The organism is Flavobacterium sp. (assembly GCF_036405015.1).
Taxonomy (GTDB): domain Bacteria; phylum Bacteroidota; class Bacteroidia; order Flavobacteriales; family Flavobacteriaceae; genus Flavobacterium.
In genome coordinates this window covers 1-24,941 of record NZ_DASWYK010000109.1, presented here as the reverse complement: position 1 = coordinate 24,941, position 24,941 = coordinate 1, and the positions used below count along the sequence as shown (strand labels likewise).

The following is a 24,941-nucleotide window of genomic DNA, read 5'->3' as shown; positions in this document are numbered from 1 at the left end:
TTACTATCTTGAGGCATTATTAAGACTTCAAAAATTAAAATAGAAAAATTATGATCAAGAAAATAAGCCAAATTGCATTTGCAATAATGATGGTGTTTCTACTAGCAAGCTGTAAAAATACTAAACAGAAACTTCAGGAGTATGTTGTGACATATAATAAAACTATTGCACCAAGTTTTAGAGCCGATGATGTAACACTTACAACAGCGAGAGGTTATATCAATGATGATAAAATTGAGCTGCGATTTGAAACCAATTTAGAGCAAAACGAAACGAATAAAGCAGCTTCTGTTATTTCTTTTCCTAAATTAATCAAATTGATGATTGAAAAAGACGAAATTCCAAGACAGCTAATTGAGGAAGGTGTACAATTTGATGTTTATTTTCTGGCAGATGACAATACTGTTTTTGATAAGGAAGTGCTAACAGGAGAATCTCTTAAAGATTTTTTGAAATAAAGTATCAGATTTAGTTTAAAAAGATACGAGTTTAATTCTTACATATTGAAGGTCTCTTTAAGTTTTAATTTAAAGAGACTTTTTTGTATTTATAGTTAAAAGTTAAGTGTAAAATCTACTCTTTTATTCTTACAAAATTTTGCAATTTTTGGATATAAATGATTTGTATTCAAAGCATTATGTAATGGTTTTTTTAGTTTAATGTTGTTTTTATATTATAAATTAGTTATGTTTGAGTTAAAAAATAACTATAAAACCAATAATTTATGAAAAAAATTACCCAAATCGCATTTGCATTGGCTTTTGCACTTTTTTTAGTTAGCTGTAAAAACACCAAACAGAAAATTCAGGAACATGTAAGTAGTTACAATAATTCATCGTCTATAAAAGGACATGGAATTACGAGTACAGCAGCGAAAGCTTTTCTAAATGACAACAAAATTGAAATTAGAATTGAAACGAATTTAGAGGAAACAGATGCAAACAGAATAGCCTACGAAGAATCTTTTCCTGATTTATTGAAAGAAATGATTAAAAATGATCAAATTTCATCTTCTCTTATTGCTGAAGGAGTAAAGTTTGACGTTTATTTCTTAGCTTATAACAATGCTATTTTGGCTCAAAAATTAGTAGGTCAGGAAGAATTAGCAGCTCTAGAAGGAGAAGCAACACAAAATAAAGAAACAGCAAAATTGTAATTAAAAATAGATTTAAAAGAAAAAAGCCTCTATTTAAGAGGCTTTTTTTATTTAAGAGAACTGAGTTACGTTTTTCAGGTTATCTGGAAAATACTGATCAGATAAATTGGCAAATTCATCACCACGCATAAAGATATTGATATCTACATCGGCAAAACTGCTTTTTCCTGCTGCTGCCAAAAGTTCGTTGGCAGAATGAAGTGTATTTTTATGAAAATGATATACACGATCTGATTTGTCTGTAACAACTAAACCTTTCATCAACATTTTGTTTTGAGTGGCAACTCCAGTCGGACATTCGTTATTATGACAACGTAAAGCCTGAATACAACCTAAAGAGAACATAAAGCCTCTTGCGCTATTACACATATCTGCACCCAAAGCAATGGCATGTAATATAGAAAAACCAGAAATAATTTTTCCGCTTCCGATAATGCGCATTTTATCACGAATTCCTAAGCGAACCAAAGTTTGATTTACGAAAATTAAAGCAGGCTCAAAAGGCATTCCAACGCCATCAGCAAATTCTAAAGGTGCAGCGCCCGTTCCTCCTTCAGCTCCGTCAACGGTAATGAAATCAGGATAAATATCTTCGTTTATCATTTCTTGACAAATAGCTTCAAATTCAGCAGTATTTCCAATACATAATTTAAATCCGATTGGTTTTCCGTTAGACAAATCACGCAATTGTTTGATGAAATGAATTAATCCTTTCGCATCAGAAAAAGCATGGTGTCCGGGAGGAGAAAGAATCATTGTATGTGGCACAACACCTCTGATTTTGGCAATCTGTTCTGTGTTTTTCGCAGCTGGAAGTACTCCTCCGTGACCAGGTTTTGCACCTTGCGAAAGTTTAATTTCAATCATTTTTACGTTTGGAAGATTGGCTTTTTCCTTAAAGTTTTCTGGACTGAAATTTCCTTCTGCATCACGACATCCAAAATATCCTGTTCCAATCTGCCAAGTGATGTCGCCACCACCGGCTAAGTGAAATTCAGTCAAACCACCTTCTCCTGTATTCTGGTAGAAGTTTCCTTTTTTTGCTCCAATATTAATGGCGCGAACCGCATGTTCGCTTAAGGAACCAAAACTCATAGCCGAAACATTAAATAAAGAAGCAGAATAAGGTTGTTTGCAATCTTTCCCGCCAACTAAAACGCGAGGCAGTTCTTCATTCACTTTTGCTGGAAAAATAGAATGTTTGATTCCTTCGTAGTTTTCTGTATTTAAGTTTAACTGAGTTCCAAAAGGCGTACTCGAATCAATATTTTTAGCTCTTTGATAAACCAATGAACGTTGATTTCTGGAAAAAGGTTTTCCGTCTGTAGATCTTTCAATAAAATATTGCTGAATTTCAGGCGCAATCATTTCAAACAAATATCTGAAATAGCCCAAAACAGGGAAGTTTCGTAAAATAGCATGTTTCTTTTGCGAAGCATTATAAGCTCCAACAATCAATAAAATTGGAATAATAAAAACCAGTAAATAACCTCTTCCAGTGTAATAGTAAATTGCGGCAACAATTAGAAACAATAAGAATCCGTAAATAAAGAATTTCTTTCTCATGTTTTTAAAAAATTAAATAGGTAATAAATGCGATAGTTAGTTGAATCTTAAACGTACATAAACGTGTTTGATTCCTTTTTTGTCCGATTCTCTTTCGTCGATTTCAAGAAAATCAGTCAGAGATTTCAGCATAGGCGTAAGTTTCGAAAAACCATAGTTTCGAGGGTCAAACTCAGGTTTTTTCTTTACAATCAAATTGCCGACATCGCCAAGAAATGCCCAGCCATCATCATCTTCAATGTCTTCGATTGTATCTTCAATCAATTCGATGGTTTGTTTGTCGATTTTATGAAGTGCTTTCTCGGCAGGTTTTTCAACTGGCTTTTTGGTATCGGCGGCAACAGTTTTTGGTTTTTTCTTTTGAGTTGCTCCATCCAAAACCTCAATGTAAATAAATCGGTCGCAGGCAACAATAAAGGAGTTTGGCGTTTTCTTTTCTCCAATTCCAATTACTTTCATTCCTGATTCACGAAGTCGTACAGCAAGTCTTGTAAAATCGCTATCGCTGGACACAATACAGAATCCGTCTAATTTGCCCGAATACAGTAAATCCATTGCATCAATAATCAGAGCAGAATCTGAAGAATTTTTTCCAACTGTATAACTATATTGTTGAATAGGAGTGATCGCATGTTCTAATAAAACACCTTTCCAGCCATTTGCATTTGGTTTTGTCCAGTCGGCATAAATCCTTTTCGTAGTTGGCGTTCCGAGCTTTGCAATTTCTTCCATCATGCCTTTTACATTACTGTAAGGCACATTATCTGCATCAATCAGAACTGCCAGTTTTAAATCTTTTGAATTGCTTAAAGGCATTATTTTAATATTAAAAATTAAATACTCTCAAAGTTAAAATTAAAATTGGTTTTTATAAGAATTGAATGATAAATAAGTGATTAAATCAGTATAAATTATTTTCATTATAAATAAGTTTTCTTCGATTGAAAATTAATTAAAGATAAATTTGTCTTTTATATAAAACCTCTATATCTTTGTAGAGAATTAATAAAAGGATGTATGTTTTCAAAAGCGTGTGAATACGGAATAAGAGCTTCAATATTTATTGCAACGAAATCCTCAAAAGGGATCAGGGTTGGAATAAAAGATGTAGCGAAAGAGATCGATTCTCCAGAACCGTTCACGGCCAAGATTATGCAGATTTTAACCAAAAACGGCATCATTCATTCGGCAAAAGGAGTAGGAGGCGGTTTTGAAGTTTCTCCAGAAGCATCCAAATCCATAAAGTTAATTCAAATTGTTGATGCCATTGATGGAAATAAAATTTACAGTGGTTGCGGAATTGGCCTTAAAGAATGTTCTGAAGTACATCCTTGTCCTGTTCATCATGAATTTAAAAAAATAAGAAGTTTACTTTTAGAAATGCTCACAAAGACGACTTTAGAACAATTGGCTTCAGACGTAAAATCGGGCGATTTCTTTTTAAAAACATTAAACATAAACGATTAACATATAATAAATTATCTTAAAAATGAATACAAAAACCAAAATTTCAGTACTAATCCTAATGGGATTTTTAGCAGTTACTTCTTGCGGTAAAAAAGAAACAGCTCCGGCTGATCAGACAGAAACAACTGAGCCATCGACAGAAGGAGAAGCTGCACCAGTAACACCAGCTGCTGAAGAAAATGTTTTAGTTATTGAAGGAAACGACCAAATGCAATTCAATGTAAATGAATTAAAAGCTGTTGCAGGAAAACCAATCAAATTGACTTTAAAACATGTTGGTAAAATTCCAAAAGAAGCAATGGGTCACAATTTGGTAATTTTACAAGAAGGAACAGATCAATCTGCTTTTGCTTTAAAAGCGAATGATGCCAAAGCAACTGATTATATTCCGGAATCTGAAAAAGCTTCAATTATCGCTCATACTAAATTAATAGGTGGTGGAGAAGAAGATACAATCGAATTTACAATTGATAAAAAAGGATCTTATCCATTTATTTGCTCTTTCCCTGGTCACGTAGCCATGATGAAAGGTGTTTTAATTGTTGAGTAAATAATAAAGACTCCAAATGCCGAAAATGGATTTGGAGTTTTTTTAAAAACTAATAAAAGATAAAATTGTCTTTTATTGAATTAAAAAAAGATGAAAAGAGAAAAAAAATTGTGGCTGATTTTTGCATTGGTAATGAGTATATCATTTGCAGTGCTTGGTTATTACGGTTATGAAATTTATCAGCAGGCACCACCAGTACCAAAAGAAATTGTAACCGATTCAGGAAAAATTGTTTTTAGCGAAAGCGAAATTAAAGACGGACAAAATATCTGGCAGAGTATAGGAGGCCAGGAAGTGGGATCTATCTGGGGACACGGCGCCTATGTGGCCCCAGACTGGACCGCTGATTGGTTGCATAGAGAAGCAGTTTTTATACTGGATCTTTATGCCCAAAAAGATTTTAATAAAAAGTATGAAGAATTAGATGCCGAAAAACAATCAGCATTAAAAATTCGTCTTCAAAAAGATGTAAGAACCAATCGTTACAATCCAGATACGGGGATTTTGACCATTTCTGAAAACCGTTTGGCAGCGATTGAAAATCTAAGCGAATATTATAAAGGTCTGTTTACGAATGATCCGAAATTTGATAAACTGAGAGGCGACTATGCTATTCCGAAAAACTCGATTACAGATGTTGAAAGAATGCATAAAATGAATGCCTTTTTCTTTTGGGCAACTTGGGCGACAGTTACCAATCGTCCTGATGGAGATATTTCGTACACACATAACTGGCCTGCAGATGATTTGGTTGGAAATACCGCAACAACAGAACTTTTAGCGTGGTCTGGGGTTAGTATTATTTTATTGATTTTAAGTGTTGGAATTTTAGTTTTTTATCACGCAAAATCGGGTGAAGAAGAAGAAGAATTTCCACTTCCAAAAGAAGATCCGCTGATTAAGCAGGGCAAAACCAAATCTATGGGATTGGTAACCAAATATTTCTGGATTGTGAGTTTGCTGATGGTTTTACAAATGGTTTTCGGAATCATTACAGCGCATTATGGAGTTGAAGGAAATGGTTTGTACGGAATTCCAATTGATAAAATTCTGCCTTACGCTGTAACACGTACTTGGCACACACAATTGGCAATTTTCTGGATCGCAACGGCTTGGCTGGCAACCGGATTGTATATTGCTCCAGCAGTTTCTGGTAAAGATCCTAAATTTCAATGTTTTGGTATCAACTTCTTGTTTATCGCTTTATTGATTATTGTTTTAGGATCAATGGCAGGACAATGGTTTGGTGTGATGCAGAAATTAAATTTGGTTCAAAACTTCTGGTTTGGTCATCAAGGTTACGAATATGTTGATTTAGGTCGTTTCTGGCAGATTTTTCTTTTAGTGGGATTGTTTTTATGGTTGGCTTTAATGATTCGACCTTTACTTCCAGTTTTAAAGAAAAAAACAGAAGAGAAAAACTTAATCATTTTGTTCTTAGTTTCTTGTGCTGCAATTGCCATGTTCTACGGAGCTGGATTAATGTGGGGAAGACAAACCAATTTAGCTATTGCCGAATATTGGAGATGGTGGGTAGTGCACCTTTGGGTTGAAGGTTTCTTCGAAGTATTTGCAACAGTTGTAATCGCGTTCTTATTTGTTCGTTTGGGATTATTAAAAACCAAAACAGCGACTTTAAATGTGCTTTTTGCGACAATCATTTTCATGTCTGGAGGTATTTTAGGAACATTCCACCACTTGTATTTCTCTGGAACTCCAACCGCAATTATGGCTTTGGGAGCAACATTCAGTGCTTTAGAAGTTGTGCCTTTAACTTTAATCGGATTTGAAGCGTATCAAAACTATAAAATCTCAAAATCAACACAATGGATCGCCGATTACAAATGGCCAATTTACTTTATGATTTCTGTTGCCTTTTGGAATTTCCTTGGAGCTGGAATCTTCGGATTTATCATTAATCCGCCAATTGCATTGTATTATGTACAAGGTTTAAATACAACACCTTTACACGGACATACGGCCTTATTCGGGGTTTATGGAATGTTAGGAATTGGACTGGTATTATTTGTATTAAGAAGTTTATACCGAAATGTAAGTTGGAACAACAAACTGCTAAAAATTACTTTCTGGTCTTTAAATATTGGTTTATTTCTAATGGCAATTCTGAGCTTACTTCCAATTGGAGTTTGGCAAGCAATTGAAAGTATCAATCACGGAATGTGGTATGCACGTTCATCAGAATTAATGCAACAGCCGGCTATGATTACCTTGAAATGGCTTCGTGCAATCGGAGATTCAATTTTCGGAATCGGATTTATTACCATGGCTTGGTTTGTATTTGAACTGACCTTAAAAAACAAAAAATAAAAACAAATTTAATATTGATTATCATGGAAAATTTAAAAAACAAAACAATAGGATCGTTTGTAGCTGAAGATTTTAGAACAGCTGCAGTGTTCTCAAAATATAGAATTGATTTTTGCTGCAAAGGAAACCGAACAGTAACTGAAGTTTGTGAAAAACAAAATATTGATGCCGATACTTTATTAGAAAATGTCTTGCAAGTTGTGCAATCAGAAAACAATGGAAGTATCGATTTTAATTCATGGCCTTTAGATTTATTGGCAGATTATATCGAGAAAACGCACCACCGTTATGTAGAAGAAAAAACAAATGTTTTACTTCCGTTCTTAGATAAATTGTGTAAAGTTCACGGTGCAAATCATCCAGAATTATTTAAAATAAACGAATTGTTCCAAGGTTGTGCAGGTGAATTATCACAACACATGAAAAAAGAAGAATTGGTCTTATTTCCATTTGTAAAAAGAATGGTAAAAACGAAAGAATCTGACGGGATTTTAGCTCAACCTTCATTCGGAACTGTTTCAAATCCGATTGCGATGATGATGCACGAACATGATAATGAAGGTGAGCGTTTTAGAGAAATTGCAGCCTTAACAGATAATTACACACCGCCAGCAGACGCGTGTACCACATACAGAGTAACTTTTGCGATGCTGAAAGAGTTTGAAGCCGATTTACACAAACACATTCATTTGGAAAACAATATTTTATTTCCAAAAGCTGTGATTTTAGAAAAAGACTTTGTTGAAGTAGAATAGAGGTTAATTTTAATAGTGGAAAAGCACCGATAAAATATCTAAACATGATAATTATCGGTGTTTTTTATTTCAAGAAATCTTATTTTTAACGGATAACTTTTAAACCATATAAGTCATATAAGTTCATTTAAACTAAACTTATAATTTCTTATATGACTTATATGGTTATAAAATTTAATATTATGAATTCTCAAAAAGCTTGGATACTTTGCTGTTTTTTTAATTTTCTGATTGCTTGTGTTTTCGGATTGTTAATGCGGTTTATGTATCTCTTTCCTTTAGATTTTCTAAACTATAGCTTTCTGCTTCATGCACATTCACATGTGGCGATGCTGGGCTGGGTTTATATGATTGTTTATGTTTTGGTAGTTCATTTTTTTATTCCGAAAGAGAAAAGTCAGAAGGCTATTTATAACCGTTTGTTTTGGTTGACAGAGTTTTCGGTAATCGGAATGATGGTGGCTTTCCCAATTCAAGGCTATGCTTTGTTTTCGATTGTTTTTTCTACTCTGCATATTTTCCTGAGTTATATTTTTTGTCGTTTGGTTTGGAAAGATTGTTCCAGAGATAAATCGCCATCACAAAAACTTTTATTGGTTTCGATTCTGTTTATGATTTTATCGACTTTTGGAGTTTGGTGTCTCGGACCAGCTGTAAGTACGTTAGGAAAACAAAGTGCTTTTTATCAGATTGCGATTCAGTTTTTTCTTCATTTTCAATTTAATGGATGGTTTATATTGGCGATTTTGGCTTTGTTTTTAAAACAATTTCAAGATAAAATGGATGAGGTAAAGTTTAAGAAGTTTTACTTTTTAATGATTGTTTCTACGCTTTTAACGGTTTGTTTCCCCGTTCGCTGGTTTATCGAAAATGATATTTTAAGTTATATCAATGTTTTAGGAGTTTTGCTTCAATTAGGAGCTTTTATTTATTTCTATAAAATGCTCAAACCGCAAATAAAACATTTCAAAAGCACTTTAGATAAAACGACTAAAATAGTTTATGGTTTGGCTTTGTGTTCTTTATTTCTGAAAGTCGGAATTCAATTACTAACCATTTTTCCAAATTTAGCTGAAGTTTCACATCAAATCAGAAATTTTGTAATTGGATTTATTCACTTAACGACTTTGGGAATTATAACTGGTTTTCTGTTTGGAATTCTGCTTCAGAATAAAATGTTTGCTGCCAATTCTTCAATATTAAAAATAGGAGTGAAGTGTTTTATTTCAGGATATATTTTGACCGAAGTTTTGCTATTTCTTCAAGGTTGGTTTTTCTTTTTTGGAAAAGGAAGTATTCCAGGATATTTTCAGAGTATCTTGATTTTTAGTATTCTTTTGGTTTTGGGATTAATTTTAGTATTTAGTTCAATAATAAAAGAACGTGCAGAATAAAAAGTCCCAGAGGAATGGCATGTTTGTAGAAAAATAAGATAGTAGAGCTCCAGCGAAGCGAAAAATTTATAGAGGACATTTGACGAAGGAAAAAAGCTCCAGCGGAGCGGTATATTTATAGAAAACGTTTTGATAAAGAGTAAAGAGCCCCAGCGGGGCGAAATATGTTTAGAATAATATTTGTATTATAAGTTGGTAACCTGAGAAATATGTCGCTCCGCTGGAGCTTTAAAACTTGACGTATAATGTTTTCTATAGATATTTCGCTTCTCCGAAGCTTTTATGTGCAAATTCTTCTGAACATAAACTTCATATAAAAAAACAAGAGCCGATTTTATCATAAACCTGCTCTTGTTTCTTACTAATTAACCTATTTATCTAATGAAATTTTATTTAAACACATAGAAACATAGTTTAGAACCTCAATAAAAGGCATTTCACTTGCATCAATTCACATAGTACTATGTTTTAAAATCTAGATTTTTTTAAATTCTCTTTTTCGATCCTTTTAAAAATCTATGTTTCTATGTGTTTAAAAATTATGTTTTTATATTTTCCCTGCTTCCATATTTATAGTTTCAATTGTTTTATCGTTATTTACGCCTAAACCTTCTTGCTGAAAAATCAATTCGCCTTCAGGATTAAAAACACTGATAATGTTCGAATGTGAGAAATCTATCGGAGAGATTTTTTTATAATTTACGGCCAAAACTGCTGCAAATTCACGAGTGTTTTCTTCTGTTGAACGAAGGAAAATCCAAGGATCTTGATTCATTTTGTTTTCAATGGCAAACGATTTTAATCTTTCAGGAGTATCTGTATTTGGATCGATACTAACCAAAATCAATTTGACATGCTGTTTGGTTTGTTTCTCCAGTTTAGATTCGATATCGCGCATATCGGCAACCAATCTAGGACAAGCCGATTTACAACTCGTATAAATCATAACCATTACCAAAACATTTCCTCTAAGGCTTTTCAATTCAATATCTTTTCCGTCTTGCGTTGTCCATTTTGAAGGAAGATTATAAATCGATAAATCGCTGATTTCCTTTTTTGTTTCTGCTTTAACTTCTTTTTTATCTGCTTCTTTACAGCTGTAAAATGTAAAGAGAAGAAGAAAAGCAATTGCTATTTTTTTCATTGTAAACTCATTTAAATTAGATTTTCGGTTTTGTTGTACTGGCGCATCTAAAGCCAAGATTTCTTGTAGAATACTGTGCTTTTAAACTTCCTCTAAAGGCGTAACGCATAAAAGCAGCATAATCCATTAAATCGGATGCATTTACAGATCCACTTCCGCAGAAAAGGTTTTTGTCATTGCTTTTATCTTTTCTGGATTCTCCAGATAAAAAAATGCTGTTGAAGTCAGATGTCCATTCCCAGACTAAACCGTGCATGTCGTAAACTCCCCAATAATTTTTGAAAGTTTTTCCAATTTCATTTTCATACGTTTTCGATTTCTCGTACCAAGACAAAATATATTCGTTGAATTCTTTCTTAGTTCTGGCATCGATTTTTTTAGTATCTGCCATTGCTACATATTCCCATTCATCCATGGTGGCTAGACGTTTTCCTTCGCATTCACAGTATTTTTTCGCTGCAAACCAAGAAACACCTGTAACTGGCGAATTAGGTTTTGCATTTCCAAAATCAAAATCAGTTTTCCAGTAAGACAAATAGCTTTTGTCGGCAAAGATTCCTTTAATTTTTGATTTCTGATAAGAAGGATTTTTTTTAACAAATTCTAAAAATTCATGATTTGTAACGGGATAAATGTCGATGTAAAAAGATTTTACTTCAACAGGTTTTTTAGAAACGGCTCCATAAAGAGGGACAAAAGATCCCTCTTTTATGAATGCCATTCCTTTTTCCTGAGCCTTCATGACACTAACCACAGAGAAAAAGAAAATTGTAAGTATGAAAATGTATTTTTTCATGCTAGAAGTTTTGCTGTTATCTTAATGCTTTTACCATTTCAGGAGTAATTTCTGTTTTATTATTGCCCCAGCTGTTATAGATATAGGTTAGTACATTGGCAATTTCATCATCAGATAAATTCTGAGCAGGCATTATGTTGTTGTATTTTTTACCATTAACAGTTACTTCTCCAGTCAAACCATGCAGAATGGTATTAATAGCACGTTTAGAATCGGCATTTAAATAATCTGATTTTGCCAAAGGAGGGAAAGTATTCGGAATTCCTTGCCCTTCAGATTGGTGACAGGCAAAACAAGTTGTACCGAAAATTTCTTTACCAATTTTAACCTTCTCGGCAACAGTTCGTTTTGGAATTTCAGTTTTTGCTGCTGTAGTTCCTGGCATTTTCTGAATTGTTCCGCCTTCAGGTAAGTAAATACCTTCTTGAATAGTACCAGAGTAAACATTTTTATTTTCTTTTCCTTCCACTTTCAACATTCCCAATGCTCCTTTATTGAAAGCTCTAAAAATAGAGTGATCCACCAAAATGAAAGTTCCAGGAGTTTCTACTTTAAAATCTACAATAGCAGCGCCTCCAGCAGGAATCAAAGTAGTTTGCACATTTTTATTAATTGTGCTTCCGCCTTCAACGTGTACACTGTCGAATATTTCTCCGATTACGTGGAAAGAAGAAACTAAGTTCGGTCCACCATTTCCAACATATAAACGAACAGTTTCACCCACTTTTGCTGTCAATTCACCTCCATTTGTTAAAGCACCTACTTTTCCGTTAAATACAACATAATCGGGAGTTTCTTTAACTGCTTTGTTCATGTCGAAAGGTTGAAGACCTTTTGCTCCATATTCACCTTGAGTGTAAAAATCACCCTGCATTACGTAGTATTCTTTGTCAACAGGTGGAAGTCCGCCTTCAGGTTCAACCAAAATTAGTCCGTACATACCATTTGCAATATGCATTCCCACAGGAGCCGTAGCACAATGATACACATACAATCCTGGATTGATTACTTTAAAACTAAATACTTTTTCGTGTCCAGGAGCTACAAGAGATGAGGTTGCACCGCCGCCTGGCCCTGTTACGGCATGTAAATCGATGTTGTGTGGTAATTTGTTGTCAGGATGGTTTTTTAAGTGAAATTCAACCTCGTCACCCACACGTGTTCTGATAAAACTTCCAGGAACAGAACCTCCAAATGTCCAATAGGTATATTTTACACCGTCGGTCATGGTACCTTCTTGTTCTTTGATTTCCATGTTCAGTTTTAATTTCATGGCTGTTCTGTTTCCAACTGGTTTAGGAACATGAGGAGGCGACGTAAGTTCAGCTTCCATTTCTCCTTCTGTCATAATATCAGCATAGTTTTTAGCTTCGTCTTTTTTGCAGCTGCCTAATAAAAGAAGCATGAAAAATGAACATACAAGCATGCTCATTTTAGTCCAAATCTTGTTATTTCTTTTCATATTACTTGGTTTTTGTTTTCGTTTAAATATGAATCAAAAATAAAAGACAATTTTATCTTTTATTATGATAAAAATCATATTTGAGGATTATTTTAATTCATTTCTGATGATAATGTGGTGAGATAGTTTAAGGTAAATCTTGCAAAAAAAAATCTGCTGATTATTTTTAAATAAAAATAATTGAGGCTCTTCATTTTAAATTAATATTGATTATTTTTGCTCGCTGATAAAGTAAAAAAAATTACTACAATATATTATGGTAAAAGATTTATTCGAAAGAATTCAGGACAATAAAGGACCATTAGGGAAATGGGCTTCTCAGGCAGAAGGCTACTATGTTTTTCCTAAATTGGAAGGAGAGTTGGGTCCTAGAATGCAATTTCACGGAAAAAATATTTTAAACTGGAGTTTAAATGATTATTTAGGTCTAGCAAATCATCCAGAAGTTCGTCAGGCAGATACAGATGCGGCAATTCAGTTTGGTGCAGCTTATCCGATGGGAGCTCGTATGATGTCTGGACACACTACGTACCATGAGCAATTAGAAAATGAATTGGCTGAATTCGTAATGAAAGAATCTGCTTATTTATTAAATTTTGGTTACCAAGGAATGGTTTCTATCATTGATGCTTTGGTTACTAAAAATGACATTATTGTTTATGATGTAGATTCACATGCTTGTATCATTGATGGTGTTCGTTTACACATGGGTAAACGTTTCACATACAAACACAATGATTTGGAAAGTATGGAGAAAAACTTGCAACGTGCTACTAAAATGGCAGAAGAAACAGGTGGAGGTATTTTGTTTATTACTGAAGGTGTTTTTGGAATGCGTGGTCAGCAAGGAAAATTGAAAGAAATCGCTGCTTTAAAGCAAAAATACAATTTCAGATTATTAGTAGATGATGCTCACGGTTTTGGTACTTTAGGAAAAACAGGTGCTGGAGCAGGTGAGGAGCAAGGAGTTCAAGATCAAATTGATGTTTACTTCTCTACTTTTGCAAAATCTATGGCTAATATCGGAGCTTTCGTAGCAGCTGATAAAACAGTTATCGATTACTTGAAATATAATTTGCGTTCTCAAATGTTTGCAAAAGCATTACCAATGATTCAGACAATTGGTTCTTTGAAACGTTTAGAGTTGTTACGTAAATCTTCTGCTATTAAAGATAAACTTTGGGAAAACGTAAATGCATTGCAAAACGGTCTTAAAGAAAAAGGATTTAATATTGGAGATACTAATACTTGTATTACACCAGTTTACTTAGAAGGAAGTATTCCTGAAGCAATGGTAATGGTTAATGATTTAAGAGAAAATTACGGTATTTTCCTTTCTATCGTGGTATATCCAGTTATTCCAAAAGGAATCATTTTATTAAGAATGATACCAACAGCTTCTCATACTTTAGCAGATATCGAAGAAACGTTAACTGCTTTTGAAGCAATTCGTGAGAAATTGACAAACGGAACTTATAAAGAAATTGCAGAACGTACAACTGTAGACGTTTCGTAATGATTTAAAAAATAGATTTCCAAACATGGGAATTATGTAAAAAAAATCCATTCGTTATGCGAATGGATTTTTTTTATTTGAAGTAACTTTAATTCATAATCACAAAATAAAAATGAGGAATATGAAAAAAGTACTAACACTAACAGCAGTACTTGCTTTGTCAATTTTGGCTTCTTGTAAAAAAGAAACAACCACAACAGAGCCAGTACAAATTACACCAAATCCACCAAAAGAAGCTGAACTTGTTGAGCCTGCAGGAGATCAATGTTATGCCTGGAGATTAAACGGAAGCGTTATAGAAATGAGTTTTAATGTAAATTCACATCAGGAAGTAAACGGAAAACTAAGTTATAACTTGGTTGGAAAAGATAAAAATGAAGGAAGTCTGATCGGAAATATGAAAGGAGATACTTTGATTGCCGATTATACTTTTAGTTCTGAAGGAGTTTCGTCTGTAAGAGAAGTTGCTTTTCTACAAAAAGATGGTGCTTTTATTGAAGGTTACGGTGATGTTGTAGAGGCAAATAACAAAGTTTCTTTTAAAGATAAAACCAAGCTGAAATTTGATGCAAAAAATACGTTGACAAAAGTCGATTGTAAAGTAGAATAAATGAAAGTGACTATGAAGTTAAAATCCATTCGTTGGGGGCGAATGGATTTTTTTTATGTCTTAATCTCAAATTGAAAATTTCAATAATTGAAAACTGTAACTGCGACTGAAAACTAAACTAAAGATTCTTCAAATAAGTCTTTCTCTGACAGTGAATGGTCGGATCAAAATTTTTCCAAAGTAAATGAATAGCGTTGTTTTCTAATAATTCTGGAGTTCTAATACATTTCTGGATTCCTTTAGCAGAAAAAGTCTTGTAATATTCGTCAAAAATAATAGCCGTTACACCTTTGTTTTGATATTCAGGACGAACTCCTATCAAATAGAAAACCACATCTTTACTGTGTTTTTTTGCTTTTAATAATTGAAGAAAACCAAAAGGAAATAATTTTCCCTTTATTTTCTGTAAAGCCTCAACAAAACTAGGCATTACAATACTAAAAGCGACTAGATTATCATCTTTGTCAACCACAAATTTAATATACTCAGGATTGATAAAACTGATATATTTCTTTTTAAAATATTCCTTTTGAACATCAGAAATAGCTACAAACGAAGCCAGTTTCTCATAAGATTCATTAAACAAATCAAACATTTTGTCCACGTGAGGCATAATGTCTTTTGTTTTAGTAAAATTAAGCGCTTTTAAGCCGTAACGTTTTTTAATTAATTCTTGAGCTTTTTGGAAGAACTCTGGTTTTACGTTTGAGAAAGGAAATATACTTTCGATATATTGTTTTTCAACTTGAAATCCTAATTGCTCTAAGTGCGTTACATAATATGGATGATTATACCAAGTAATCATAGTTCCGACTTGATCGTAACCTTCTGTAAGAACTCCAACTTTATCTAAATTCGAAAATCCCATTGGACCTTCGGCATGTTCTAGATTGTGTTTTCTTCCCAATTCAAAAACTTTTTCCAATAAAGCTTTTGTCACTTCAATATCATCAATTACATCAAACCAGCCAAAACGTACTTTTCGTTTATGCTGATTGTTTACTTCAGACCAGTTTATAATTGCGGTGATACGACCTACAATTTTATTGTCTCTGTAAGCCAAATAGAAATAAGCTTCAGCATTATCAAAAGCAGGGTTTTTGGTTTTATCAAATGACTCTAATTCATCAGCAATAATTGGCGGTACCCAATATGGACTGTCTTTATAAAGTGAAAAAGGAAATTTGATATATTCCGTTAATTCTTTTTTGCTTTTAGCTTCTTTAATTGTGATCATTAATATGGTATTGAGTGTCTCTTTTGTAGAGTTTTTGGGTTATTAATTTTATTCGTATTTAGATTTACGTCTTCTTTCTTTTTCCTGATAATCGACACTTTTTTCATTGTCCATATTCTTTTTGGCTCTGGCATCGTTTTTAGCTTCGATTACTTTTTCTTTGTACCATCCGTCGTAACGCCATGATATACCAACTCCTCCGTATAATATTGATGGAGTATTCTTAAAATTTGTACTTATCGAAGCATCGACCTGCATGTTAGAAGAAAGAAGATAAGCAGCACCACCGCGAAGAATTGAATCGCTATAGAAATCGCTTTTATATCCTTGATTTTCAACAAAACCAGACCATTTGTCGTTGAATCCGTGGGTCAAAGTTAATACATATCCGTAACTTGGGTAGTCAGTACCGATATAATCTGCAATAATATTGGTTACAAAAACCCATGATCCACCTCCAAATAAGTTTTGAGTAATCAAAGAAACTTTAGGAGAAATGGCACCATCTGGTGAAAAATAATATGGATTTTGGGCTCCAACAAAATTGGCTCCCGCAAAAACAGAAACAGCCGGAATCAACTCACGCCATTGGAAATTTCGATTGGCTTTGTAGCTGTAAATATTAACTTCTTTTTTATAGTTTTTATAAGGATCATAAATAAGATATTTAGCTCCTAAAACAGTTTGTCTGAAATTGTTTTTCTTGTAACTGGTATAAGGTGTGTCAAAATTTTCCATTTGATACTGCAAATCAAGAACAAATTCTAATTTTTCAAGAAAAGCACCATATCTCAGTGTTAAATCAGTACCAAAACCGCTGGCATCATAATCTAATAAATCGTGTTTTTCTTTAATGCCGTAAACACCAAGTTCAGCCTGAATTACTGATTTTCCAACTCCATATGCTGACATGGTTTCGCCTGGACGATTTGAATTAATGACATCAGTATATTGCGCAAAAAACAGTTGTGGAATAAAAAAAAGTACCGGGGCGAGTAAGTTTTTAATTTTAAACATATAATTTTTTTTGGGTTAAAATATAATAACGCATATCAAATGTACATATTTTATTATTTATTTAAGATTCATATTTTATTTTTAAGCAACGGATTTATTAATTTTGAAAAAAAATTATAGTTATGCAAGAAGCGTCATTTTCAGGTTTGTTTAAAACCATCATGTGGGTTATAGCTTTTTATTACATTTTTAAATTCTTAGCTAGAATCTTTTTGCCAGTATTGGTTAAAAAGGCTGTAGAAAATGCTAGTGAGAATTTTCAAAGACAACAACAGCAATATAATCAGGGAAATACATATCAAAATAATCACAATACCAATAATAATGATGAAATAATCATTAATACTGCTAATGCTAAAAACCCGCGAGAAACCAAAAAAGTGGGAGAGTATGTTGATTACGAAGAAATAGATTAGATTTGTGTCCTGAAAATTTAGGATTCATTTTAACCCAAACCACCCAAAATTGAAAATAGTAAATAAGTTCTATCCGCATGCCCTTGTTATACTGGGCTTTATTCTTGTTTCATTAATTTATTTTTATCCAGTTCTACAAGGAAAGCAAATTTTCCAGTCAGATATTGCTCAATATACCGGAATGGCAAAAGAGCAGAATGATTTTAGAGCGATGGAAAATGCAGAACCTTATTGGACTAATTCTGCTTTTGGTGGTATGCCAACTTATCAGCTTGGGGCAAATTATCCGTATGATTTTGTGGGTAAAATAGATGACGTTCTTCGTTTTCTACCACGTCCTGCAGATTATTTATTTTTATATTTCTTTGGATTTTATGGTTTGTTATTGGTTTTAAAAACCGATCCGTTAAAGGCTTTTATCGGAGCCATTGCATTTGGTTTTTCAACTTATATGATCATCATTTTAGGAGTTGGTCATAATGCAAAAGCACATGCTATTGCTTATATACCTTTGGTAATCGCTGGATTTATACTCGTCTTTCAGAAAAAATACATTTGGGGAGGTTTACTCACCATGTTTGCAGTAGCATTAGAAGTGAATGCCAATCACTTTCAAATGACCTATTATTTATTGATTTTCTTACTGATACTTTCAGGTTATTATGCTTTTGAATTTATTAAAAACAAAGAATACAAACCGTTATTAATTTCAATCGGAACTTTAATCGTTGCAGGAATTTTTGCAATTGGAGCTAATGCTGGAAATTTATTAGCAACAAGTGAGTACGCTAAATACAGTATAAGAGACAAAAGCGAGTTGACTTTTAATCCGGACGGATCAAAAAATGAAACTACTGCCTCAATGACAACCGATTATATCACAGAATATAGTTACGGTATAGCAGAAAGTTTAAATTTAATCGCTCCAAGAATATTTGGAGGATCAAGTCATGAAAATGTAGGTACAGATAGTCGTATGTATGCTTTCATGTTAGAAAAAGGAGTTCCAGAGGGACAAGCAAAAGACTTTGTTTCTGGAATGCCAACTTATTGGGGAGATCAGCCAATAGTATCTGCACCAGCTTATATTGGAGCAGTTGTGTTCTTTTTAGCTGTTTTAGCTTTATTTATTGATGAAAGAAAAATCAAATATGTATTCTTATCAGGTGCTTTATTTACATTGGTACTTTCTTGGGGAAAAAATTTCTCTTTACTGACAAACTTTTTTATAGAGTATGTTCCAATGTATGATAAGTTTAGGGCTGTATCTTCTATTCAGGTTATTTTAGAGCTATGTTTTCCTGTACTTGCTGTTATGGGATTACAATCCTTTTTTAAAGCTAAAGATGAGCCTAAATTACAACAAAAAGCATTAGTTCAAACAGGAGTTTTCGGTTTAGGAATATTGGTTATATTATTGATTGCTAAAAGCTTTTTCCATTTTACAGGTGCAAGTGACCAATATTTCATGGAAAGCTACGGACCAGACTTCGTCGATGCATTAAAAGAAGATCGAGTAACGATGTATTATGCAGATTTATTAAGATCTGGATTTTTAATCGTAGTTACTTTTGTGGTTCTTTGGATGTTTATTAAAAATAGATTTTCTCAAACAACTACATTGATTGTAGTGGGAATTGTGATGATTTTTGATTTGTTTTTTGTAGACAAAAAATACGTTTCTGCAAAAGATTTTGTGAGTCCAGTTCAGATTGCAGCTCCTTTTCAGGAAACACCTGCTGATTCTCAGATTTTAAAAGATACTTCAATTTATCGTGTTTTTGATCTTCAGGGACAATTGCAAGGAAGATCTTCTTATTTTCATAAAACAATTGGAGGCTACAGTGCTGTAAGACCTAGAAGAATGCAGCAATTGTATGATTATCAAATTGCTAAAAACAATCTTGAAATACTTAATATGTTAAATGTTAAGTATGTAATTCAGGTAGACAAGGAAGGAAATCAAATTCCGACTGTTAATCCAGATGCTAACGGAAATGCTTGGTTTGTAAGTTCGGTAAAACTAGTAAACAAACCAGATGATGTCATGAAAGCACTGAATACTTTGGATACTAAAAAAGTAGCGGTTTTTAATGTTCATGAACACGAAGGTAAATTCCCTAATGCTAGATTAAAGAAGCCTTGGGACACAAGTGGAACAATTAAAGTGGTAGAATACAAACCAAATTATATCAAATATAAATCGGATAATGCAAAAGACGGTTTGGCTGTTTTCTCTGAAATGTATTATAAAAACGGCTGGAATGCTTATATAGATGGTCAGTTGACAGATCATTTCCCTGTTGATTATGTATTAAGAGCAATGGAAATTCCAGGTGGAAAACATACGATAGAATTCAAGTTTGAACCACAAGTAATAAAAACAGGAGGAACAATTACTTTAATTAGTTCAATCGGAATGTTGTTGCTGTTACTTGGAGGTGTTTATTTTGAAAAATTCTTCCGTAAAGATTCACAAAGCAATAACGGAGATACTCAAAAATAAATTTTAAAACTTTGCGAGTACTCCGTGAATATTTCTTTACGAATCTCTGTGGAACTGAATCAATCCTAAATGGAACAAAAAAAACTTTTAATAATTACCTATTATTTTCCGCCTGCAGGAGGACCAGGTGTACAACGTTGGTTAAAATTTGTAAAATATCTGCCAGAATTCGATGTACAACCTATTGTTTATGTTCCGGAAAATCCAACTTATCCAATTGTTGATGAAGGATTGGTAAGCGAAATATCAGATAAAGTAATTGTTTTAAAGAATAAAATTTGGGAGCCTTATCAATTGGCTTCTATATTTTCAAAAAATAAAACCAAGAAAATCAGTTCTGGAATTTTTCCGCAAAAGAAAAAACAGACTTTTTTAGATAAAACTTTTCTTTGGGTTCGTGGAAATCTTTTTATTCCAGATGCCCGTGTTTTTTGGGTAAAACCATCTGTTTCTTATTTAGAAAAATACATTCAGGAAAATAATATTGATACGATTGTAACTTCCGGACCACCGCATAGTTTGCATTTAATTGGTTTAGAATTACAACAAAAATTAAAAGTAAAATGGTTTGCAGATTTTCGTGATCCATGGACAACGATTGGTTATCATAAAGCACTTCGATTATCTTCTTATGCTGAGAAAAAGCACAAAAGTTTAGAGCATAAAGTATTGAATTCTGCAGACGAAATTATTGTAACTAGTAAAACAACAAAAACAGAATTTCAAGCCATTACTGATAAGCCAATTACAGTCATTACAAATGGTTATGATGTGGAAACGGTCGAAAAGCAAACCTTAGATGCCAAATTTACTCTAGCACATATTGGTTCTTTTTTATCAGATCGAAATCCGCCTTTTTTATGGGATGTTTTGGTTGAATTGCTTCAAGAAATTCCAGAATTTAAATCTCATTTAGAAATCAAACTAATTGGAGCTGTAAGTCAGGAGGTTTTAGATGCAATAAAGGAACATCAATTAAATGATTATTTGAATTTAGTGGGTTATGTTTCACATAAAGAAGCAGTTGCACATCAAAGAAAATCTCAGGTTTTACTTTTAATAGAGATTAATTCTGAAGATACGAAGAGTATTATTCCAGGTAAATTGTTCGAATATATGGTTTCAAACCGACCGATAATTGCCATTGGACCACAAGGTTCTGATTTTGCAGATATCGTAACGCAAACGAATACTGGAGTATTTTTTGATTATTCTGAAAAAGCGAAGCTAAAAAGTGTAATTTTGGACTTTTTTAATCAGTTTTTAGAAGGGAAATTGCAATCGCATGGAATTGGTTTACAGCAATATTCTCGAAAAAACCTAACCAAACAGTTATCACAACTGATTAAGAAATAATCAATTGAAAATTTAAATTACACAATCTAAACTCAAGAAATGGGTATTGTCTTAAATCAGTCTTTTAAAAACACTGTAATTACATATATTGGTTTTGGTATCGGAGCCATTAATACGCTTTATTTATATCCAATTTTTCTTGGAGCCACTTTTTATGGTTTAACGAATTACATTACTTCTAGTGCAAATGTTATAATGCCGTTGTTTGCTATTGGAATGCAAAATACATTAGTAAAATTTTATTCTCAATATAAAACCGAAGAAGAAAAAAATCGATTTTTATCCTTCACAGTTTTATTTCCAATCCTGTTGATAATTCCGCTGATCTTAATCGGACTTTGCTTTTATGATGAGATTTTGTTCTTTTTGTCAAAAAAGAATGCGATTGTTAAAAGTTATATTTGGTTAATCCCTTTTATAGGTTTAACGATGGCTTATTTTGAAATCTTTTATGCTTGGGCGCGCGTTCATATGCATTCTGTTTTTGGTAATTTTATTAAGGAAATCGGTTTGCGATTGTTCTCTTTGTTTTTACTGATAGCGGTTTATTATAACGTACTTAGCGTTGAAGGATTTGTATATGCAACTGCTATTCTGTATTTGCTAGCATTTTTAGTTACGATGTTTTATGCATTTAATATTAAAAAGCCAGTATTTCAGTTTACAAAACCAGAAAACTCAAAAGATATATTGGTTTATTCCTTTTATATTATTTTGTCCGGTAGTGTTGCTAATTTACTATTAGATGGAGATAAAATGATTTTGAATCAATATATGATTATTGACAATATTGCGTTTTATTCTGTTGCGACATACATTGCCTTAGTGATTTCGGTTCCAAGCCGTGCGATGCATCAAATTGTGTATCCTATCACAGCTAAACTGATGCACGAAAATAAACATGATGAACTAAATCAATTGTACAAAAAAACGTCTATCAATCTGCAAATTGTGGGTGGATTTGTAATGCTTTGTATTTTTGTAAATATCGATCAGTTGTACGAATTAGTTCCAAAAGAATATAGTGGAGGAATTCCGGTAGTATTTATGATTGGGCTTTCTAAATATTTCGATTTGATTTTAGGAAACAACAATGCTATCATCTTTAATACAAAATATTACCGAATGGTATTGTATTTAGGTTTAATGTTGGTTGTTTTGACTGTAGTCTTAAATATGATATTTATCCCGATTTTTGGAATTTTCGGCTCTGCATTTGCGACACTTTTGTCGATTACTTTATATAGTGTGGCTAAATTGCTTTTTGTGGTTAAAAAGCTTCATTTATATCCTTTTACCAATCAGACTGTTTATTCAATACTTCTGACATTTGCTTTATTTCTTCTATTTTATTTCTGGGAATTTCCATTTTTCCAGTTGATTAGTATTGCATTAAAATCTATTTTAGTGACAATTCTGTATGTGTACTTAAACTATAAATTCAAAATCTCTCCAGACATCAATAATGTTATCGATTCTATTTTGAAGAAGATAGGAATTAAAATTTAATTTTTGGTTGTAGGAAAAATATAAGAAATTTAAAATAACACCTTTTTTGTTTTTATATTTGTTAGAAAGCATAACTAATTTATTTCTAACAGAATATGAAAATAAAATTACTTAAGTTATTCGCATTTTTTCTTTTTTTATTGTCATCTTCTACAGAGGCACAAACCAGTAAGGAGAAGACAGATTCTGTAGTTGTACAAACAAATACGAAAGGTTATCCCGTAAGTCCTTTTAAAGACACACTTTTTTACGTTTACAATAATGTAGGATCATTTCCTGCAAAAGAACGTGCAGAATACATTTCAAATAAGATAAAAAGGCTTTACAATGAATCTTTTTTTGAAAAAGACTCTCTAAAAATTATACCTTCTGAGGTTTCGACAGATATCGTTTACAAAAGCGATTTGGTGATAATGTCGGTTTTAGAATCGGATGGAAAATCTGAGGATCAGACAAGATCTTTTATCGCTGATCGTAATTTGAAGATGATTAGAAAGGCAATAATTTATCAGAATGAAAATTATTCTCAACTTCCAAAAAGATTCGGATATACAGTTCTGCTGGTTCTGATTATTGGTTTAATATTGTTTTTGGCGGGAAAAATATTCAATCTCGTAAAGAAATATATTATTAAGAATAACGCAAGATATTTTAAAGGGTTAAATTATAATACAGTTAAAATATTGTCTCCTGAGAAGCAACTGTTTTTATTTCTTCGTTTTTTTGGGTTTGTAAAGATTGTTACACTTGTTTTAATTGTTTATCTCTCACTTCCTATTTTGTTTAGTATTTTCCCTGCAACAAAAGAATATACTACAACACTTCTTAAATGGATTTTGACTCCTGCAAAATCTGCTTTTATGGGATTTGTGGGTTTTCTTCCAAGTTTATTTACCATCATTGTGATCATCATCATTTTTAAATATTCATTGAAAGTGATAAAGTTTTTCTTTGATGAAATAAAATCCGAAAACATTAAAATAGACGGTTTTTATAGTGACTGGGCTTTGCCTACATTTAATATAATTAGGTTATTGATGTATGCCTTTATGCTGGTTATTATTTTTCCTTATCTACCGGGTTCGGATTCTTCTATATTCAAAGGCGTTTCGGTATTTGTTGGTGTTTTGTTCTCACTCGGATCTTCCAATGCTATTGCTAATATGGTGGCTGGGCTTGTGATTACTTATATGCGTCCGTTTAAAATTGGTGATTATATAAAGATTGGCGACGTAAGCGGAGAAGTGGTCGAAAAAACAGCTTTGGTGACTAGAATAAGAACTCCAAAATTTGAAGATATTACGATTCCTAATGCTACAGTTTTATCAAGTACATCTACAAATTTTTCAGCAAATACAAAGCAATCTACAAATGGTCTATTGATTCATACCACGGTAACAATTGGTTATGATGTTCCGTGGGCATCTGTTCATGCGGCTTTAATTGAAGCGGCTTTGAATACTGAAATGATTGAGAAAGAGCCAAGTCCATTTGTTCTACAAACTAGTTTAGAAGATTTTTATGTTGCTTATCAAATCAATGTTTATACCAAGGAGCCAACAAAACAGCCCAGAATTTATTCGTCACTTCATCAAAATATTCAAGATTCTTTTAATGCAGCAGGAATCGAAATCATGTCTCCTCATTATAGTGCTCTAAGAGATGGAAATACCACAACAATTCCGCCTGACTATTTACCAAATGATTATGAAACACCAGCTTTCAATTTGAAGGGGAAAAGTTAAGCAATTGAAAATTAGTTATTAAATAATAAATTTTAACATGTATTTATTTTGTAATTAATTAGATAAAAATTAACTTTAGTCTGAAAATTTAATACTACTTAGAAGAAATTGCAGAATTATTTCTAACAAAATCACTAAATGTAGGTATTTTATTATTATTTAATATTGAGTAGTTTTGCAATAAAATGTGCAAGAAAAAGTTTATGGATTAATGTAGAATTGAATAATTATGAAAGACAACCATCTCAGCCAAGAACAAAGCATGCAAGTATTTTCAAATATGATATCAAACAAAGTTCATAATGGATTTACTTTAGAAGAAAGAAATGATGAATTCCTTTTCGCTGTCTTATCAAAAGGAGGAAAAGTAGTTAATCACAGTTTAAATTTTATGATTTTTTGTTTAACTCT

Annotated in this window: 21 protein-coding genes and 1 pseudogene; 15 read left to right on the top strand and 7 right to left on the bottom strand. The window is 32.6% G+C overall.

The window, feature by feature from the left end; translation table 11 throughout:
- The first annotated feature begins 50 nt into the window (after nucleotides 1–50).
- Together VGE71_RS08495 and VGE71_RS08490 are read left to right on the top strand one after the other, a co-directional pair.
- The gene (locus VGE71_RS08495; RefSeq protein WP_331137935.1) at nucleotides 51–458 is read left to right on the top strand and encodes a hypothetical protein; all 408 of its coding nucleotides are present in this window, start codon (nucleotides 51–53) and stop codon (nucleotides 456–458) included.
- 266 nt (nucleotides 459–724) lie between these two features.
- Complete coding sequence (locus VGE71_RS08490) at nucleotides 725–1,156, top strand: hypothetical protein (RefSeq protein ID WP_331137934.1); 432 nt, start codon at nucleotides 725–727, stop codon at nucleotides 1,154–1,156.
- 51 nt (nucleotides 1,157–1,207) lie between these two features.
- Here the strand turns inward: VGE71_RS08490 and VGE71_RS08485 are convergent, their stop codons facing one another.
- Both VGE71_RS08485 and VGE71_RS08480 read right to left on the bottom strand, forming a co-directional pair.
- Nucleotides 1,208–2,722 (bottom strand): FMN-binding glutamate synthase family protein, encoded by a 1,515-nt coding sequence (locus VGE71_RS08485; RefSeq protein WP_331137933.1) that lies wholly within the window; start codon nucleotides 2,720–2,722, stop codon nucleotides 1,208–1,210.
- A 36-nt stretch (nucleotides 2,723–2,758) separates the two neighbouring features.
- Nucleotides 2,759–3,538, bottom strand: a complete 780-nt coding sequence (locus VGE71_RS08480; protein WP_144214676.1) for an NYN domain-containing protein — start codon at nucleotides 3,536–3,538, stop codon at nucleotides 2,759–2,761.
- A 201-nt stretch (nucleotides 3,539–3,739) separates the two neighbouring features.
- Between VGE71_RS08480 and VGE71_RS08475 the strand changes: the two genes are divergently transcribed.
- The 5 genes from VGE71_RS08475 to VGE71_RS08455 all read left to right on the top strand — a co-directional run bounded on the left by VGE71_RS08475 (nucleotide 3,740) and on the right by VGE71_RS08455 (nucleotide 9,216).
- Nucleotides 3,740–4,189, top strand: a complete 450-nt coding sequence (locus VGE71_RS08475) for an Rrf2 family transcriptional regulator (protein WP_331137932.1) — start codon at nucleotides 3,740–3,742, stop codon at nucleotides 4,187–4,189.
- A 22-nt stretch (nucleotides 4,190–4,211) separates the two neighbouring features.
- Complete coding sequence (gene azu, locus VGE71_RS08470; RefSeq protein ID WP_331137931.1) at nucleotides 4,212–4,739, top strand: azurin; 528 nt, start codon at nucleotides 4,212–4,214, stop codon at nucleotides 4,737–4,739.
- 90 nt (nucleotides 4,740–4,829) lie between these two features.
- A complete protein-coding gene (locus tag VGE71_RS08465; RefSeq protein ID WP_331137930.1) occupies nucleotides 4,830–7,067 on the top strand; it encodes a nitric-oxide reductase large subunit in 2,238 nt (745 codons plus the stop codon).
- Between the two features lie 23 nt (nucleotides 7,068–7,090).
- Entirely contained in the window at nucleotides 7,091–7,822 is a 732-nt protein-coding gene (gene ric / locus VGE71_RS08460; RefSeq protein WP_331137929.1) for an iron-sulfur cluster repair di-iron protein, read from the top strand.
- A gap of 182 nt (nucleotides 7,823–8,004) precedes the next feature.
- The gene (locus tag VGE71_RS08455) at nucleotides 8,005–9,216 is read left to right on the top strand and encodes a hypothetical protein (RefSeq protein ID WP_331137928.1); all 1,212 of its coding nucleotides are present in this window, start codon (nucleotides 8,005–8,007) and stop codon (nucleotides 9,214–9,216) included.
- Between the two features lie 547 nt (nucleotides 9,217–9,763).
- Here VGE71_RS08455 and VGE71_RS08450 read toward each other — a convergent pair.
- Genes VGE71_RS08450 through nirK form a run of 3 tightly spaced genes read right to left on the bottom strand, consistent with a single transcriptional unit; the run spans nucleotide 9,764 to nucleotide 12,618 of the window.
- The gene (locus tag VGE71_RS08450) at nucleotides 9,764–10,360 is read right to left on the bottom strand and encodes an SCO family protein (protein WP_331137927.1); all 597 of its coding nucleotides are present in this window, start codon (nucleotides 10,358–10,360) and stop codon (nucleotides 9,764–9,766) included.
- 16 nt (nucleotides 10,361–10,376) lie between these two features.
- Nucleotides 10,377–11,156, bottom strand: a complete 780-nt coding sequence (locus VGE71_RS08445; RefSeq protein ID WP_331137926.1) for a formylglycine-generating enzyme family protein — start codon at nucleotides 11,154–11,156, stop codon at nucleotides 10,377–10,379.
- A gap of 16 nt (nucleotides 11,157–11,172) precedes the next feature.
- Nucleotides 11,173–12,618 carry a copper-containing nitrite reductase gene (nirK, locus tag VGE71_RS08440; RefSeq protein WP_331137925.1) on the bottom strand — a complete coding sequence of 482 codons (1,446 nt, stop codon included), beginning with the start codon at nucleotides 12,616–12,618 and terminating at the stop codon, nucleotides 11,173–11,175.
- 256 nt (nucleotides 12,619–12,874) lie between these two features.
- On the opposite strand from nirK, the gene VGE71_RS08435 reads away from it, so the two are divergent.
- The gene (locus tag VGE71_RS08435; protein WP_223705311.1) at nucleotides 12,875–14,134 is read left to right on the top strand and encodes an aminotransferase class I/II-fold pyridoxal phosphate-dependent enzyme; all 1,260 of its coding nucleotides are present in this window, start codon (nucleotides 12,875–12,877) and stop codon (nucleotides 14,132–14,134) included.
- Between the two features lie 121 nt (nucleotides 14,135–14,255).
- Nucleotides 14,256–14,744, top strand: coding sequence for a hypothetical protein (locus tag VGE71_RS08430; RefSeq protein ID WP_331137924.1), 489 nt, complete (start codon nucleotides 14,256–14,258; stop codon nucleotides 14,742–14,744).
- A 118-nt stretch (nucleotides 14,745–14,862) separates the two neighbouring features.
- Here the strand turns inward: VGE71_RS08430 and VGE71_RS08425 are convergent, their stop codons facing one another.
- The gene (locus tag VGE71_RS08425) at nucleotides 14,863–15,981 is read right to left on the bottom strand and encodes a GTP cyclohydrolase (RefSeq protein WP_144214664.1); all 1,119 of its coding nucleotides are present in this window, start codon (nucleotides 15,979–15,981) and stop codon (nucleotides 14,863–14,865) included.
- Nucleotides 15,982–16,029: 48 nt separating this feature from the next.
- Nucleotides 16,030–16,998, bottom strand: a complete 969-nt coding sequence (locus VGE71_RS08420) for a transporter (RefSeq protein WP_144214663.1) — start codon at nucleotides 16,996–16,998, stop codon at nucleotides 16,030–16,032.
- Between the two features lie 122 nt (nucleotides 16,999–17,120).
- On the opposite strand from VGE71_RS08420, the gene VGE71_RS08415 reads away from it, so the two are divergent.
- From VGE71_RS08415 to VGE71_RS08390, 6 genes and pseudogenes are all read left to right on the top strand, one after another.
- Nucleotides 17,121–17,414, top strand: coding sequence for a DUF4834 family protein (locus VGE71_RS08415; protein WP_274256016.1), 294 nt, complete (start codon nucleotides 17,121–17,123; stop codon nucleotides 17,412–17,414).
- 49 nt (nucleotides 17,415–17,463) lie between these two features.
- A complete protein-coding gene (locus tag VGE71_RS08410; RefSeq protein WP_331137923.1) occupies nucleotides 17,464–19,920 on the top strand; it encodes a YfhO family protein in 2,457 nt (818 codons plus the stop codon).
- A 69-nt stretch (nucleotides 19,921–19,989) separates the two neighbouring features.
- Nucleotides 19,990–21,276 (top strand): glycosyltransferase family 4 protein, encoded by a 1,287-nt coding sequence (locus tag VGE71_RS08405; RefSeq protein ID WP_331137922.1) that lies wholly within the window; start codon nucleotides 19,990–19,992, stop codon nucleotides 21,274–21,276.
- Between the two features lie 39 nt (nucleotides 21,277–21,315).
- Complete coding sequence (locus tag VGE71_RS08400) at nucleotides 21,316–22,785, top strand: lipopolysaccharide biosynthesis protein (RefSeq protein WP_331137921.1); 1,470 nt, start codon at nucleotides 21,316–21,318, stop codon at nucleotides 22,783–22,785.
- Nucleotides 22,786–22,880: 95 nt separating this feature from the next.
- Complete coding sequence (locus VGE71_RS08395; protein ID WP_331137920.1) at nucleotides 22,881–24,530, top strand: mechanosensitive ion channel family protein; 1,650 nt, start codon at nucleotides 22,881–22,883, stop codon at nucleotides 24,528–24,530.
- Nucleotides 24,531–24,759: 229 nt separating this feature from the next.
- Nucleotides 24,760–24,941 (top strand): annotated as a pseudogene (locus tag VGE71_RS08390) (hypothetical protein); the annotation flags it as partial.

Coding starts and splice junctions, on each gene's coding strand:
- VGE71_RS08495 (WP_331137935.1), top strand. CDS start 51: ATGATCAAGAAAATAAGCCAAATTGCATTTGCAATAATGATGGTGTTT.
- VGE71_RS08490 (WP_331137934.1), top strand. CDS start 725: ATGAAAAAAATTACCCAAATCGCATTTGCATTGGCTTTTGCACTTTTT.
- VGE71_RS08485 (WP_331137933.1), bottom strand. CDS start 2,722: ATGAGAAAGAAATTCTTTATTTACGGATTCTTATTGTTTCTAATTGTT.
- VGE71_RS08480 (WP_144214676.1), bottom strand. CDS start 3,538: ATGCCTTTAAGCAATTCAAAAGATTTAAAACTGGCAGTTCTGATTGAT.
- VGE71_RS08475 (WP_331137932.1), top strand. CDS start 3,740: ATGTTTTCAAAAGCGTGTGAATACGGAATAAGAGCTTCAATATTTATT.
- azu (WP_331137931.1), top strand. CDS start 4,212: ATGAATACAAAAACCAAAATTTCAGTACTAATCCTAATGGGATTTTTA.
- VGE71_RS08465 (WP_331137930.1), top strand. CDS start 4,830: ATGAAAAGAGAAAAAAAATTGTGGCTGATTTTTGCATTGGTAATGAGT.
- ric (WP_331137929.1), top strand. CDS start 7,091: ATGGAAAATTTAAAAAACAAAACAATAGGATCGTTTGTAGCTGAAGAT.
- VGE71_RS08455 (WP_331137928.1), top strand. CDS start 8,005: ATGAATTCTCAAAAAGCTTGGATACTTTGCTGTTTTTTTAATTTTCTG.
- VGE71_RS08450 (WP_331137927.1), bottom strand. CDS start 10,360: ATGAAAAAAATAGCAATTGCTTTTCTTCTTCTCTTTACATTTTACAGC.
- VGE71_RS08445 (WP_331137926.1), bottom strand. CDS start 11,156: ATGAAAAAATACATTTTCATACTTACAATTTTCTTTTTCTCTGTGGTT.
- nirK (WP_331137925.1), bottom strand. CDS start 12,618: ATGAAAAGAAATAACAAGATTTGGACTAAAATGAGCATGCTTGTATGT.
- VGE71_RS08435 (WP_223705311.1), top strand. CDS start 12,875: ATGGTAAAAGATTTATTCGAAAGAATTCAGGACAATAAAGGACCATTA.
- VGE71_RS08430 (WP_331137924.1), top strand. CDS start 14,256: ATGAAAAAAGTACTAACACTAACAGCAGTACTTGCTTTGTCAATTTTG.
- VGE71_RS08425 (WP_144214664.1), bottom strand. CDS start 15,981: ATGATCACAATTAAAGAAGCTAAAAGCAAAAAAGAATTAACGGAATAT.
- VGE71_RS08420 (WP_144214663.1), bottom strand. CDS start 16,998: ATGTTTAAAATTAAAAACTTACTCGCCCCGGTACTTTTTTTTATTCCA.
- VGE71_RS08415 (WP_274256016.1), top strand. CDS start 17,121: ATGCAAGAAGCGTCATTTTCAGGTTTGTTTAAAACCATCATGTGGGTT.
- VGE71_RS08405 (WP_331137922.1), top strand. CDS start 19,990: ATGGAACAAAAAAAACTTTTAATAATTACCTATTATTTTCCGCCTGCA.
- VGE71_RS08400 (WP_331137921.1), top strand. CDS start 21,316: ATGGGTATTGTCTTAAATCAGTCTTTTAAAAACACTGTAATTACATAT.
- VGE71_RS08395 (WP_331137920.1), top strand. CDS start 22,881: ATGAAAATAAAATTACTTAAGTTATTCGCATTTTTTCTTTTTTTATTG.